Consider the following 13931-nt stretch of genomic DNA (forward strand, 5'->3'; position numbering starts at 1 on the left):
GCGACCACGCGATTACTTCGCCGCGACCTCGATGGACGAGTAGTCCGCGAGACGACCGAAGTCGAGCTTCGCGACCTTGAGCCGGTTCGACTTGCCGCCGACACCCTTCTCTTCCCACACGGGGATCTGCGGCAGATCCTTCGCGATCAGGTCCTCGGCCTGCTGGTACAGCTTGATCGCGGCCGCCTTGTCGGCGGTCTGGTCCGCCTGGGTCAGCAGCGCGTCGACGGCCGGGTTGTTGTACGTGGAGTCGTTCGACGAACCGGTGCTCTTGTAGCGCGGGTTCAGGTAGTTCTCGATCGACGGGTAGTCGGCGGACCAGTCGGAGCGGCCCATGCCGGTCAGCTGGCGGTTGTTGACGATGCTGCGCCATTGCCCGAAGTCGGTCGCCGGGACGAAGTCGCATTCGACGCCGAGCGCGTTCTTGATGCTGTTGCACGCCGCGACCAGCGGTTCCTTACGGCCACCGTCGGCGTTCGAAGCGATGGTCAGCTTGCCGGTGAAGCCGGACTTCGCGAAGAGCTCCTTGGCCTTGGCCGGATCGAACTTGCAGAACTCGCCGCAGACACCGGGCCGGTAGCCCTCGATACCGCGCGACACGTAGCCGTCGGCGGGCGCGTAGGTGTCGTTCATGACGGTCTTGACGATCTGCTCGCGGTCGATGGCCAGCGAGATCGCCTTGCGCAGGTCCAGGTTGTTGTAGCCCGGGACGTAGTACGGGATCGCGAGCGCGCTGATGCCGAGCAGTTTCCCTTCGACCAGACGCTCACCGAGGTCGGTCTTGTACTTCCCGCCCGCCTTCGCCGCCGGCGGGAGCGCCTCCATGAAGTCGAGGCGGTTGCTCAGCAGATCCTGGTACGCGGTCTCCTGGCTGGTGTAGATGCGGACTTCCAGGTCCTTGAACTTGACCTTGTCCTCGCCCTGGTACTCGTCGAAGCGCGTGAGCTTCATGTTCTGGTTCGGCGTGCGCGAAACGAACTTCAGCGGTCCGTTTCCGATCGGGGCCTTGGCGAACGCGTCCGGGTCGGCGAAGAACTTGTCCGGCAACGGCGCGAAGGCCAGGTAGCCGATCTTGGTGGCGAACACCGAGAACGGGCCCTTGAGGGTGACCTGGAACTCGTAGTCGTTGACGACCTTGAGCCCGGACATCTCCTTGACGGCGGGTTCCTTGGCGCTGATCTCGTCGTAGCCCTGGATCTGCTCGAAGAACGACGCGTTCTGCATGCCGTTCTTGCCGTTCGCGCTGTAGTTCCACGCGTCGACGAAGTTCTTGGCCTTGACCTCGGTCCCGTCGTGGAACTTCCAGCCCTTTTTGATCTTGATGTCGAAGACCTTCGAATCGGCCGTGGTGATCGATTCGGCCATCAGGTTGTACGGTTCGGCGGTGTCGGATTTGTAGCCGACCAGCGCCGAGAAGACGGGCTTGAGCGCCTTGGACCCACCGAGTTCGTTGGTGTTGGCGGGAATCAGCGAGTTCTCCGGCTCGGTGCCGTAGACCGAGACCGCCGCGTTGGCGTCGGTGGCGCCGGATCCCTTTTCGTCCTTGGACCCACCACCTCCACAGGCCGTCAGCAGCAGGGCCGCCGTGGCCACCACCGCCGTCGCTCCCCAGAACCCGCGTGAAGCCCGCATGTCCCCTCCAACTCTCGTCGTCGGATAGTCCGGCGGGCGCTGGTCGCGCCCTACCGCCCAGAAGGTGAGACGACGCTATGGGACAGGTGAAGGCGATCACAGTGCGTTGGTGTTGCAAATGGGTGACGGTATCCGGGACCACCCGGTCAGAGCACAACCTTGGTAGGAACCAGGCTGCGCCGAATGGTCTAATCCGGACTGGAGGTCACCACTTGATCACCGAAAGAAATGGCTTCACGCAAGAGAAAACTCGGTTCTCAGGCCAGTGACAACGCGATCCCGTCGAGGATGTCGTGCTCGGAGATCACCAGCTCGTCGGGACCACCGCGCGTGGCGAACTGCTCGGCCAATACCTGCACGATCACCGAGCCGCCGCCGATCACGTCGACCCGCCCGGGGTGGATCACCGGGTTCGCGGCGCGGGTCGCGTGGTCGGCCGTGAGAAGCGACTGCGCGACGCGGTCGATGTCGGCGTGGGAGAGCTTCGAAAGGTGAGTCCGCTCGGAGTCGTACTCCGAGAGTCCCTGTGAGACCGCGGTCAGGGTCGTGACCGTCCCGGCGACACCGATCCACGTCTTCGCGGTGGACACGTCCACCACGTCGAAGGCTTCGGTGAGCACCTTGGCGGCCAGCTCGCGGGCTTCGGCGATCTCGGCCGCGGTCGGCGGGTCGGACTTCAGCGCGCGTTCGGTGATCCGCACGCAGCCGATGTCGACCGATTTGGCCGCGATCACCTCGGCCTGGCGGCCGTCCCAGGTCCCGACCACGAGTTCGGTCGAGCCGCCGCCGACGTCGACCACCACGAAGGGACCGTCGTCGGGATCCTGCTCGCCGACGGCGCCGGTGAAGGACAGCCGCGCCTCTTCGTCGCCGCTGATGACTTCGGCCTCGGTACCGAGCACCTCGCGGGTCATCGCGAAGAACTCGTCACGGTTGCTCGCGTCGCGGGTCGCCGACGTCGCGACCATGCGGACCTTCTCCACGCCTTTGCGGCGTGCGGCGATCGTGTAGTCGGCCAGCGCCTTGCGGGTGCGCTCGAGCGCCTCGGGGGCCAGCTTGCCGGTGGCGTCCACGCCCTGTCCGAGGCGGACGATCCGCATCTCGCGGTGCAGGTCGCGCAGGTCGACCGTCCCGTCGTGACGGGGCGTCAGCTCGGCGACGAGCAGGCGGATGGAGTTGGTCCCACAGTCGATCGCGGCAACACGAGGCATGCCCCGGACATTACCGCGACGCCGCATTTCTCCGCCGAGGGTGATCCTGTCAGGGGGTCGTTTCGGCGGCCTTGCTGCTCGTCGAGGACACCGTGGTGGTCGTGGTGGTCGTCGTCGGCGAGGTACAGGTCGTCGGCGGCGGGGGTGTCGTGGTCGTCGGGCTCGTGCTCGACGTGGTCGGTTGCGTCTCCGTCACGGTGACCGTCGGGCAGGCGGGCGGCTTCGAACTGCTTGTCGACGGTTTCGGCGAGGACGAACCCGAATTCGTTCCCGGCAGAGTGCTCGACGGAGGGGTCGTCACCGAACCGGGCGGCGTCGACGGCAACGGGGGCGGCGGAACCGAGGTGGGCGGCGGCGCGGCCGCGGCGTTCGGGGCGCCGACGGGCACCTTGCTGTCCGGCGTCGGCAGCACACCCGTGCGGTAGGCCTCGGCCCAGATCAGCACGGTGTTCACATAGGTGTCGGAGTTATTGTAGCGGAACACGGCCGCGCGCAACTGGTCCGGTTTGGACAGATCGAGCCCGCCGGAGCAGAGGTACCGGCCGGTGCCCAGCGCCGCGTCGAAGATGTTGTTCGGATTGGACTCGCCATCGCCGTTCCCGTCGGAGGCGTAGCGAGCCCAGGTCGACGGGATGAACTGCGTCGGGCCGACGGCGCGGTCCCAGACCGTGTCGCCGTCGAATTTGCCGCCGTCGGTGTCCGGGATCGCCGCGAACGGTCCGGCTCCGTTGAGCTGCGGGCCGAGGATCGGTTCGAGGGTGTTGCCCTTCGCGTCGACGTAACCGCCGCGCGCGTGGTTGGACTCGATCCGGCCGATGCTGGCGATCAGCGCCCAGTCGATGTGGCAGCCGGGCTGTTCGGCGATGAGGATGTCGGCGGCGTTGCGGTACGCGGCGAGCGCGGTGACCGGGATGCCGAGCGGACCGTTGGGGAGTTCGTCCGCGGGGAGCGGGAGCGGGGTGGGCGCGTTCGGCAGGCTGCCGTCGACGCCGATCTGCTGGACGAGCGGGTTCTTCGGGTCATAGCCGCCGACGAGGGCGACGTTGTCGGTATGGACCGTGCTCGCCGTCGCGGCCCAGCTGCCGGCACCGACGACCGCGGCACCGGCCGGGACGATGGCGAGGACACCTCCGGTCACCGCGGCGATCGTGCGGTGCCGGAGACAGAGTCTCCGGACATGACCGGTCACCGCGCCTGGCACGTGCCTCACGCGCATACCTCAGAACCCTCCCGGCGGATCGCGGCTCGGCGATCCGGTACTTCCCCACCCCGACAACGCTCGACCGTGCCCAGCCTGCCGCATACGGTGACCGGTTTCACCCCATAGGGGACGACCAGTTTGCCGACAAAGGATGAATTAACCCACCTGGAGGAACTATCTGTGCACCGGGCGTCGGTGTTACCCCTGGCAGTCGCCCGACGGCCATCCGTTGGCCTTGAGCAGCGCGAGGGTTTCGTCCCCGAACGGGTTCACGCCAGGGCCGACGGCGAGCGTGTGCGCCAGGTGGACGTGCAGGCATTTGACGCGGCCGGGCATCCCGCCCGCGCTGACCTCGTGGCCGAGCGAGTCGATGGCGTCGCGTTCGGCGAGGTAGCTCTCGTGGGTCTTCTGGTAGGCGGCCGCCAGCTCGGGGTCCTCCGCGAGCCGGTCGGTCATCTCCTTCATCAGCCCGGACGCCTCCAGCGTGCCGACCATCGACGTCAGCTTCGGGCAGGTCAAGTAGTAGAGCGTCGGGAACGGGGTGCCGTCGTCGAGGCGGGGGCTGGTCTGCACGACCGACGGGTGGCCGCTCGGGCAGCGCGCGGCGACGGCGCGCAGCGCACGGGGTGCCCGGCCGAGCTGTTCCGCGATGATCTCGCGGTCGGCGTCGGTCACAGGCTCGTATGAAGACTTTTCCGTGCTGTTCACACCCCTAAGGCTAAAGGGGGAGCTTCAGCCGCCCGCGACCTGATCCCACAGCTTCTCGTACCAGGAGCCCGCGGGCACCGGCTGCTGATCTTGCGGCTGCCCCTGCTCGGGAGCCTTGTCCTCGGGGAGCTGCACGATGTACGGCGTCTCGCCGGGCTTCACGAAACCGAAGCGCTTACGAGCCTCGGCCTCGATCTGCGCGGGGTCGCTCAGCTCGGCCTTGCGGCCTTCCAGCTGGGCGACGCCGCGCTGCAGTTCGGACTGCAGCTGCTGCTGCTCGTTCACCTCGGACTTCTGGCTGAGGTACGTGCGCAGCGGGACGGCGATGGTGAACGCGAGCGCGCACACCACGATCGCCACCACCGCGGCCCGGCGGGTGGTGGACATGCCGAGCACCTTCGCGGCACCCGATGCCCTTTTCGCCGCCAGGCTGCGGCGCAGCCGGGTTCGGGCGCGGACCTCGTTCGTCGTCGTGCGGCGGGCACTTTCCGGCCGGCGGCCCCTTCCGGAGCCACCGCCGTCCGCACGCCCGCTACGACGGGTCCGCGCCCTCCCCCGGTCTGCCATGGCTGGTTACCCCTCCGGGCTGAACCGCGGGAACGCGAGGTCGCCGGCGTAGCGCGCCGCGTCGGCGAGGGTCTCCTCGATGCGGAGCAGCTGGTTGTACTTGGCGATCCGCTCGCCGCGCGCCGGGGCGCCGGTCTTGATCTGGCCGACGCCGGTCGCGACGGCCAGGTCCGCGATGAAGGTGTCCTCGGTCTCGCCGGACCGGTGGCTCATCATCGACTTGTAGCCGTACGAGGTGGCCAGCGAGATCGCGTCGAGGGTCTCCGACAGCGTGCCGATCTGGTTGACCTTCACCAGCAGCGCGTTGGCGGCGCGGCGGGTGATGCCCTCTTCGAGACGGTCCGGGTTGGTGACGAACAGGTCGTCGCCGACGATCTGGACCTTCTCGCCGACCTCGGCGGTCAGCTGGACCCAGCCGTCCCAGTCGTCCTCGCTCAGCGGGTCCTCGATGGACACGAGCGGGTAGTCGCGCAGCAGTTCGGCGTAGTAGGCCGACATCTGCTCGGCGCTCTTCTTGGCGCCTTCGAAGGTGTACGCGCCGTCGGAGAAGAACTCGGTCGCGGCGACGTCGAGCGCGAGCGCGACATCACGGCCCGGGGCGTACCCGGCCTTCTCGATCGCCTGAAGGATCAGGTCGAGCGCCTCGCGGTTGTTCTTCAGGCTGGGCGCGAAGCCGCCTTCGTCACCGAGGCCGGTGGCCAGGCCGCGACCCTTCAGGACCGACTTCAGCGAGTGGTAGACCTCGGTGCCCCAGCGCAGGGCCTCGCGGAACGACTCGGCGCCGATCGGCGCGATCATGAATTCCTGGATGTCCACATCGGTGTCGGCGTGCGCGCCACCGTTGAGGATGTTCAGCATCGGCACCGGCAGCACGTGCGCGTTCGGCCCGCCGAGGTAGCGGAACAGCTCCAGCTCGGCCGACTCCGCGGCGGCCTTCGCGACGGCGAGCGAAACGCCGAGGATGGCGTTCGCGCCGAGGCGGGACTTCGCCGGGGTGCCGTCGAGGTCGACGAGCTTCTGGTCGACGATGCGCTGGTCGACGGCGTCGGTGCCGACCAGGTCCGGGCCGATCTCGTCCAGGACGGCCGCGACCGCGCGCTCGACACCCTTGCCGTTGTACCGGCCGGTGTCGCCGTCACGCAGCTCGACGGCTTCGTGTTCGCCGGTGGACGCACCCGAGGGGACCGCGGCCCGCGCCAGCGTGCCGTCGTCGAGAGCCACCTCCACTTCGACCGTCGGGTTGCCTCGCGAGTCCAGAATCTCGCGAGCGCCTACCTGCTCGATGAGCGCCACGCCATGCTCCTCATGTGGGTCGTGCCTGCGGTGACGGGGCCCAGCCTAGCCGTCGGCGCCGTTCACCCGTTGGAGGCACGCGCCACATACGCCGTGACCCGTACCTAATCGGTGACTGGTTCACCTGCGCGAACTTCCCGCCAGCCCGACGGGAGCTCGACGGTGTCGGAGAACTGCTGCCAGAAAGTCCAGCTGTTGCCGCCGATGTCGGAGACGGTGAACACGCGGGCGCCGTAGGGCTGGTCCTGGGGCGCGTCGAGGTCGGCGTCGTCGCCCAACGCGGCGCGGACCCGCTCGTACTGCGCGTCGGCGTCGGCGACGTAAATGATGTTCAGCTGCCCGACCGGGCCGTCGACGCCCTTGGCCTGCCAGTACTCGGGGCCGACCCCGGCCAGCTGGATCTTGGCCGGGCCGGCGCACAGGGTGGCCTGGAACACCTCTCCGGAGGCGTCGGCGAAGCGCACCTCCTCGGTGAACCCGAACACTCTGACCAGCCACGCGACCGCCTCGGTGGCGTCGGCGTAGTAGAGGTACGGCGCGAGCCCGAGGTATCCGGGCTCGTTTTCGGGCCTATCCGCTTCGGCACTGCTCATGGCAGGACAGTCCACCATGACCGTTTCAGCAGTCGAGATCGGCCCTGCCCCGGCGTATCGTGGAGCGGACCATGATGGATGCCGAACCCGCCCCAGAACCCGGTCAGGACTCGTCCGGCGAGTCTCGGTTCCGCGCCTTCCGACAGGCGGAGGCGCTGGTCGAAAGCCGCAGGCCGCTCGACGCCCTCAAGGCCCTCGAGCCCTTGCTGGAGGAGGAAACCGACAAACCGAGTGTCCAGCTGCTCGCGGGCCGCGCGTACTTCCACTCCGCGCAGTTGCGGAGGGCGGAACGCGCCTTCACCCGGGTGCTGGAACTGGATCCGACCGATCATTACGCGCGGTTCGTGCTCGGACGGACCCTCCAGCGCCTCGGCCGGTTGACCGAGGCGCTCGCACAGATGCGGATCGCGTCGGCGATGCATCCGATCCCGGAATATCTCGAAGCGATCAGCGAGGTCAACGCGCGGATCGCGTTGCGCGACTGACCCGGGAGCAAGGGACCTTCGCTCTCATTTGGACCTGGCCCGCAGGTGGGCGCGCTCGCCCTGCTTGCCGAACAGCACCAGCAGTTCCACCGGCCCCGGCCCGGCGCTCCCGAACCAGTGCGGCACCCGCGTGTCGAACTCCGCGGCCTCGCCGGGCCCCATGGTGAAGTCCCGGTCGCCGAGCAGCGCCCGCAAACGTCCACTGAGGACGTACATCCACTCGTAGCCCTCGTGCGTCCGTTGCACCGGCTCGATGTCCTCCACCGGGATCAGCAGTTTGAACGCCTGCGGCTGCCCCGGCTGCGCGGTCAGCGCCCAGGCGGTGAACCTGCCGAACTTCTGCGCTTTCATCCGGACCCGGGGGTCGGACGGCTCGGGTTCGCCGACGAGTTCGTCGAGCGGGACCTGATGCGCGGCCGACAACGTGAGCAGCAGTTCCAGGGTGACCTTCCGGGTGCCCGATTCGAGCCGCGAGAGCGTGCTGGCGGAGATCCCCGTCGTCTCCGAGAGCGCGGAGAGCGTGGTGCCGCGTTCCTTGCGAAGCCGCTTGAGCTTCGGGCCGACCTCGGCGAGCCGCCGTTCGATGTCCTCCATGCCTCCAGTTTGCCAAATCGGCAATGAACTTTGCCAGATTTCGAACTACTGCGGATGCTCGGGAGCATGAACGAATACGACGTGGTGATCATCGGCGGTGGTGTCGCGGGCCTCAGCGCGGCGCTGGTACTGGGCAGGGCACGGCGCAAGGTCGTGGTGATCGACGGCGGGACCCCGCGTAACGCCCCGGCCGCGCACGCGCACGGTTTCCTGACCAGGGACGGCATTCCACCCAAAGAACTACTGGAGATAGGTCGTGACGAAGTCCGCGGCTACGGCGTGGAGATCGTCGACGACGTCGTGCACCGGCTGCGGCACGACAAGGCGGTGGAGCTGGCGAACGGCCGTGTCATCAGCGGCCGCAGGATCGTCGTGACCACCGGGCTGGCCGACGAACTGCCGGACGTCCCCGGCGTCGCCGAGCGCTTCGGCACCGACGTGCTGCACTGCCCGTACTGCCACGGCTGGGAGGTGCGCGATCAGCGTTTCGGTGTGCTCGCCACTTCCGACAAGGCGATCCACCAGGCACTGATCGTCTGGCAGTGGAGCAAGGACCTGACGTTCTTCACGCACACGCAGCAGATCTCCGCCGAAGACCGGGAGAAGCTGACCGCGCTGGGCATCCGGATCGTCGACGGGAAGGTGTCCGAACTCGCCGTCGAAGACGACCGGCTGACCGGCGTCCGGCTGGTCGACGGCGACTTCGTCGAACGTGACGTCGTGTTCGTCGGCCCGAAGTTCGTCCCGCACGACGAACTGCTCGCCCAGATCGGCTGCGCGCGCACCGAAACCGGTTCGATCGCGGTGGACGCGCAGGGCCGGACGAACGTGGACGGCGTCTGGGCGGCGGGGAACGTCGTCGATCCGATGGCGCAGCTGGTCGTCGCGGCGGGCGACGCCTACCGGATGGCGACGGTGCTCAACTTCGATCTGGTGCTCGAAGATCAGGGCGCGACGCTGGCGTCCGCGTAGGCGTCGGCCGCGCTGAAGACTTCCTGGACGTAGGGAACGGCCGAATCGAAGGTCCGCATCGACTTCCACCAGCCCTCCGGGGTGGCGACGTCGTCCCCCGCGGCGCACAGATACCGGGCGGTGGCGAAGGCGGCGTCGTCACGGTCCTTCGGATCCGGCTGTTTCCCGTCGCTCGTGGCCCTCGCGGAATGTTTCGCCCAGACGTCGGGCTCAAGGGTGATCGGACCGGGCCTGCCCTGCGCCGCTTCGACATGGGAGATGCCGGCGAGGGTGGCCCACGACAGGTGACAGCCCGGCTTCTGCCGCCGAAGCCACATCTCGGCCCGGCCGTAAGCGGACAGATCGGCGACGGGGAGCCGGGTCTTGGCGGCCACCCGGTTCGCCCACGTCTCGAGTTCGGCCGCGTCGGAAACGGTCGGCCGGTCGGGTGGCGCGGCGAGCCCGGCGCGCGGCGTCGCCACCCCCGGCTGCGGCTTCTGGTCGGGAACCGCGAGCGCGGGCTGCGGCTGAGGCGCCGGAGGCGGCGGCTCCGCCCCGTCCGGCCGGTTCACCCCGACGGTCATGATCAGGATCAGGCCGGTGAGCACGAGCCCGCCCGCGAAAGCGAGCCTGGGGACGTACGGCGGCAGAGGGCGCGCTGGATGCTCCGGGGCTTCGGTGCTCTGGGCGGTTTCGGCCACCCGGTCAGGTTACTTCGCCACACTTCCGGGCGATGACCCATTCGGCTTAAGAAGCCAACTGACGGTAAACCGGATCGGCGACCGGTCCTCGGCGGCCGATTCGTTATGTGAACTACACAGGTCACCCTGACCTGGGGATGCTTCCCGACATCTCGTCCGATCAAGACCTCCTCGAACGTTTCGTCCGCTTCCGGACCTCGTCACTCCCCCTGGACTTTCAGGGAAGCCTTACCTAAAACCAGGAGGTTCAGCCGGACGACCAGGGAGAACGACGTGTGGTTCGCGAGTGCGCTCATCGGCCTGCGTGAAGGCCTGGAGGCTGCCCTCGTCGTCAGCATCCTCGTCGCGTTCCTGGTCAAGACCGAACGACGGCACGCGCTGCGCTGGGTGTGGCTCGGCGTGAGCGTCGCGGTCCTGCTGTCGGTCGGGATCGGCGCGATCCTCACCTACTCCACCGCCCAGCTGACCTTCGAACAGCAGGAACTGCTCGGCGGCGGCCTGTCGATCGTCGCGGTCGGATTCGTGACGGCGATGATCTTCTGGATGCGCAAGGCGTCGAGGACGATCGCCGCGGAGCTGCGCGGGAAGCTGGACGAGGCGCTCGACGTCGGCCCTGTCGCGGTCCTCGTCCTGTCGTTCTTCGCCGTCGGCCGCGAAGGCCTGGAGACGGCGGTGTTCTTCTACTCGACCGTGCAGACCGCACAGGGCGAGGGCGGGACGACCGAACCGCTGATCGGCTTCAGCGCGGGCATCCTCGTCGCGATCGTGCTGGCGTACCTGATCTACCGCGGTGCCGTCCGGTTCGACCTCGGCAAGTTCTTCACGATCACCGGTGTGCTGCTGGTGTTCGTGGCGGCGGGCGTGCTCGGCTACGGCCTGCACGACCTGCAGGAGGCCGCCTTCCTGCCCGGCCTGACCACGCTCGCGTTCGACGCGTCGGCCGTCCTGCCGGAGACCAGCTGGTACGGCGCGCTGCTCAAGGGGATCTTCAACTATTCGCAGCAGACGACGGTCCTGCAGGCCGTCGCGTGGGTCGCGTACGTGGCGATCGTGCTGCCCCTGTTCCTCAGGCCCAAGAAGAAGGCCGTGGCGACTCCCGTCGCGGCCGCGATCAAGGAGTGAGCCCCGTGTCTCGTCGATTCCCGCTCGCCGCGCTCGCCGGCGTCGGCGCCCTGGTGCTCACCGCCTGCGGTGGTGGCGGGGAAACGCCCGCCGCGGCAGGCGGCCCCATCAAGGTCGAAGCCTCCGACAGTGCCTGCGCCGTCTCGGTGAACACCGCGAACGCGGGCAACGTGACCTTCGAGATCACCAACAAGGGCAGCAAGGTCACCGAGTTCTACCTCTACGCCGAGGGCGACCGGATCATGGGCGAGGTCGAGAACATCGCGCCGGGGCTGAACCGGCGGCTCATCGTCGAGGTCGCCGAGGCGGGCAAGTACCAGACCGCGTGCAAACCGGGGATGACCGGCACTGGCATCCGCGGCGACTTCACCGTCACCGGTGGCGGCGCCAAGCAGAACGACCCGAACTCGCAGAAGGCGCAGGCGGTCAAGAGCTACGCGGAGTACGTCGCGAACAACACCAAGGCGCTCGACGAGGAGACCATCAAGTTCGTCGCGCTGGTGAAGGCGGGCAAGGTCGACGAGGCGAAGGCCGCGTACGCCCGCACTCGCGTCTACTTCGAACGCGTCGAGCCGGTGGCCGAGAAGTTCGGCGACCTCGACCCGAAGATCGACGCGCGCGAGGCCGATCTCGAACCGGGCCAGAAGTTCACCGGGTTCCACCGGCTGGAGAAGGACCTGTGGGTGACCGGGCTGCAGTCCGACGCCGGCCAGATCGCCGACCAGCTGCTCGCCGACGTCAAGGAACTGGTCACCAAAACCGCGACGATCGAACTGAACGCGCTCGACCTGGCCAATGGCGCCAAGGAGCTGCTCGACGAGATCGCCACCGGCAAGATCACCGGCGAGGAAGAGGCGTTCTCGCACACCGACCTCTCGGACTTCCAGGGCAACCTCGACGGTTCGAAGGCCGCGATCGCCTCGCTGCGCCCGCTCCTCCAGACGAAGGACCCGGCCCTGGTGTCCACTTTGGACAAGGAGTTCGGCAACGTGCAGGCACTGCTGGACAAGCAGCGCGAAGGGGACGGCTTCAAGTCGTACCAGGCGCTGAGCCAGGACCAGATCAAGGAATTCGCGGCGGCGGTGGACGCGCTGAGCGAACCCTTGAGCAAGGTCGCCGAGGTAGCGGCGCAATGACCGGCGCGGAGCGCACCTCGGTCTCCCGCCGGAAGCTGTTCGGCATGGCGGGGGCTGGTGCCGCTCTCGTCGGAACCGGCGCGGCGGCGGGCATCGGCGCGAACCGGCTCCTCGGCGGGGACAGCCCGGCGCAGGCTGCGCAGAGCGTCGTCGAGTTCCACGGCGAACACCAGGCCGGGATCGTCACGCCGGTGCAGGAGAACCTGCATTTCGTCGCGCTGGACGTGACGACGAAGGACCGCGAGAAGCTGGTCAAGCTGCTGCGCACCTGGACGGACGCGGCCCGGCGGATGACCGCGGGCCAGGAGGTCGGGACAGGCGGCGCCGTCGGTGGCGCCCCCGCCGCCCCGCCGAGCGACACCGGCGAGGCGCTCGACCTCGCGGCGTCGTCGCTGACGCTGACCATCGGTTTCGGCCCCTCGCTGTTCGACGACCGGTTCGGGCTCGCCTCGAAACGACCGGCCGCGCTGATCGATCTCCCCCTGTTCCCGCAGGACAAACTTGATCCTGCCCGCGGCGGCGGCGATGTCTGCATCCAGGCGTGCGCGGACGATCCGCAGGTCGCGGTGCACGCGATCCGGAACCTGGTGCGGCTGGGCTTCGGTGTCACCGCGGTGCGCTGGTCGCAGCTCGGGTTCGGCCGCAGTTCGTCGACCTCGCGGTCGCAGTCCACGCCGCGGAACCTGTTCGGCTTCAAGGACGGGACGCGCAACGTCAAGGCCGAGGAGACCGACGTCCTGCGCGACCAGGTGTGGGCGACGGCCGAGGACGGCCAGCCGTGGATGGCGGGCGGGTCGTACCTGGTGGCCAGGCGGATCCGGATGCACATCGAGACCTGGGACCGGGAATCGCTGAAGGGTCAGGAAGGGATCGTCGGCCGGACGAAGGGCGCGGGCGCCCCGCTGGGCCAGACCGCCGAGTTCGACACCCCGGACTTCCAGGTCGGCGGCGCCGGCGGCGAAAAGCTGATCCCGGACGACTCGCACGTCCGGCTCGCGTCGCACGAAAACCTGAACGGGGCGCGGATCCTGCGTCGCGGCTACAACTTCGTCGACGGTTCCGACGGCGTCGGGCACCTGGAAGCGGGGCTGTTCTTCCTCGCCTTCAACCGGGACACACGCAAGCAGTTCGTGCCGATGCAGCAGGCTCTGTCCTCGAAGGACGCGATGATGGAGTACTTGCAGCACACCGGATCCGCCCATTTCGCGGTGCCGCCCGGCGTGCGCGAAGGCGGCTTCTGGGGCGAGGGCCTGTTCTCTTGACCTCCAGCTAAGTGGAGATCGCACACTGGATCACATGTTCAGTGAAGCGGAACTCGACTTTCTCGCCACCCAGGGCCTCGGGCGGCTGGCGACGGCGCAGCCGGACGGAACGCTGCAGGTCAGCCCGGTCGCCTACGCCTACAACGTCGAGACCCGGACGATCGACATCAGAGGCTACGAACTGGCGAAGAGCAAGAAGTTCCGGAACGTGGCCGCGAACGGGCAGGCCGCGTTCGTGGTGGACGACATGCCTTCGCAGGACCCGCCGAGGGTCCGCTGCCTGGAGATCCGGGGCCGGGCCGAGGCGCTGACCGGCGCCCTCACCGCCGATGGCCATCTCGACGGCGCGGTGATCCGGATCCATCCCACGCGGATCATCAGTCTCGGCGTCGACGACCCGGACCACGACCCGCTCGATCTCGTTCCGCACAACCGGAACGTCTGACTCCCGGATGTCATGAAAGGGCCGTTCCTG

General features: G+C 68.3%; 15 protein-coding genes. 6 read left to right on the top strand and 9 right to left on the bottom strand.

All coding sequences use genetic code 11. The annotated features are described in order from the left end of the window. Positions 1-12: 12 nt before the first annotated feature. From IE302_RS16750 to IE302_RS16780, 7 genes are all read right to left on the bottom strand, one after another. Positions 13-1632 carry a peptide ABC transporter substrate-binding protein gene (locus IE302_RS16750; protein ID WP_191255411.1) on the bottom strand — a complete coding sequence of 540 codons (1620 nt, stop codon included), beginning with the start codon at positions 1630-1632 and terminating at the stop codon, positions 13-15. 257 nt (positions 1633-1889) lie between these two features. Further along, positions 1890-2843, bottom strand: a complete 954-nt coding sequence (locus IE302_RS16755) for a Ppx/GppA phosphatase family protein (protein WP_191255412.1) — start codon at positions 2841-2843, stop codon at positions 1890-1892. 49 nt (positions 2844-2892) lie between these two features. Next, the gene (locus IE302_RS16760; protein WP_191255413.1) at positions 2893-4059 is read right to left on the bottom strand and encodes a lytic transglycosylase domain-containing protein; all 1167 of its coding nucleotides are present in this window, start codon (positions 4057-4059) and stop codon (positions 2893-2895) included. 183 nt (positions 4060-4242) lie between these two features. Next, on the bottom strand, positions 4243-4719 hold the full coding sequence (locus tag IE302_RS16765; RefSeq protein ID WP_005155781.1) for a DUF501 domain-containing protein: 477 nt from the start codon (positions 4717-4719) through the stop codon (positions 4243-4245). A gap of 57 nt (positions 4720-4776) precedes the next feature. Beyond that, positions 4777-5139: an FtsB family cell division protein gene (locus tag IE302_RS16770; protein ID WP_229907796.1), complete on the bottom strand. Its 363-nt coding sequence runs from the start codon at positions 5137-5139 to the stop codon at positions 4777-4779. A gap of 186 nt (positions 5140-5325) precedes the next feature. After that, complete coding sequence (gene eno / locus IE302_RS16775) at positions 5326-6612, bottom strand: phosphopyruvate hydratase (protein WP_061986243.1); 1287 nt, start codon at positions 6610-6612, stop codon at positions 5326-5328. Positions 6613-6716: 104 nt separating this feature from the next. Beyond that, positions 6717-7205, bottom strand: coding sequence for a VOC family protein (locus IE302_RS16780; protein ID WP_191255414.1), 489 nt, complete (start codon positions 7203-7205; stop codon positions 6717-6719). A gap of 71 nt (positions 7206-7276) precedes the next feature. Here IE302_RS16780 and IE302_RS16785 point away from each other — a divergent pair, with 71 nt between their 5' ends. After that, positions 7277-7690, top strand: coding sequence for a tetratricopeptide repeat protein (locus tag IE302_RS16785; RefSeq protein ID WP_191255415.1), 414 nt, complete (start codon positions 7277-7279; stop codon positions 7688-7690). Positions 7691-7714: 24 nt separating this feature from the next. Here the strand turns inward: IE302_RS16785 and IE302_RS16790 are convergent, their stop codons facing one another. Beyond that, positions 7715-8284 (bottom strand): helix-turn-helix domain-containing protein, encoded by a 570-nt coding sequence (locus IE302_RS16790; RefSeq protein ID WP_191255416.1) that lies wholly within the window; start codon positions 8282-8284, stop codon positions 7715-7717. Between the two features lie 54 nt (positions 8285-8338). On the opposite strand from IE302_RS16790, the gene IE302_RS16795 reads away from it, so the two are divergent. Further along, a complete protein-coding gene (locus tag IE302_RS16795; RefSeq protein ID WP_191255417.1) occupies positions 8339-9256 on the top strand; it encodes an NAD(P)/FAD-dependent oxidoreductase in 918 nt (305 codons plus the stop codon). On the opposite strand, the gene IE302_RS16800 is transcribed toward IE302_RS16795, so the two are convergent. Then, a complete protein-coding gene (locus tag IE302_RS16800) occupies positions 9229-9936 on the bottom strand; it encodes a lysozyme family protein (protein WP_191255418.1) in 708 nt (235 codons plus the stop codon). The two genes, IE302_RS16795 and IE302_RS16800, sit on opposite strands and share 28 nt — an antisense overlap. Positions 9937-10209: 273 nt before the next feature. Between IE302_RS16800 and efeU the strand changes: the two genes are divergently transcribed. Genes efeU through IE302_RS16820 form a run of 4 tightly spaced genes read left to right on the top strand, consistent with a single transcriptional unit; the run spans position 10210 to position 13901 of the window. Further along, a complete protein-coding gene (gene efeU / locus IE302_RS16805; RefSeq protein WP_191255419.1) occupies positions 10210-11058 on the top strand; it encodes an iron uptake transporter permease EfeU in 849 nt (282 codons plus the stop codon). 5 nt (positions 11059-11063) lie between these two features. Continuing rightward, positions 11064-12194: an iron uptake system protein EfeO gene (efeO, locus tag IE302_RS16810; RefSeq protein WP_191255420.1), complete on the top strand. Its 1131-nt coding sequence runs from the start codon at positions 11064-11066 to the stop codon at positions 12192-12194. Next, positions 12191-13456, top strand: a complete 1266-nt coding sequence (gene efeB / locus IE302_RS16815; RefSeq protein ID WP_191255421.1) for an iron uptake transporter deferrochelatase/peroxidase subunit — start codon at positions 12191-12193, stop codon at positions 13454-13456. Before efeO ends, efeB begins: the two co-directional genes overlap by 4 nt. Positions 13457-13490: 34 nt before the next feature. After that, on the top strand, positions 13491-13901 hold the full coding sequence (locus IE302_RS16820) for a PPOX class F420-dependent oxidoreductase (protein WP_191255422.1): 411 nt from the start codon (positions 13491-13493) through the stop codon (positions 13899-13901). Positions 13902-13931 lie beyond the last annotated feature (30 nt).

It is taken from the genome of Amycolatopsis oliviviridis (genome assembly GCF_014654365.1).
Classification (GTDB): Bacteria; Actinomycetota; Actinomycetes; order Mycobacteriales; family Pseudonocardiaceae; genus Amycolatopsis; species Amycolatopsis oliviviridis.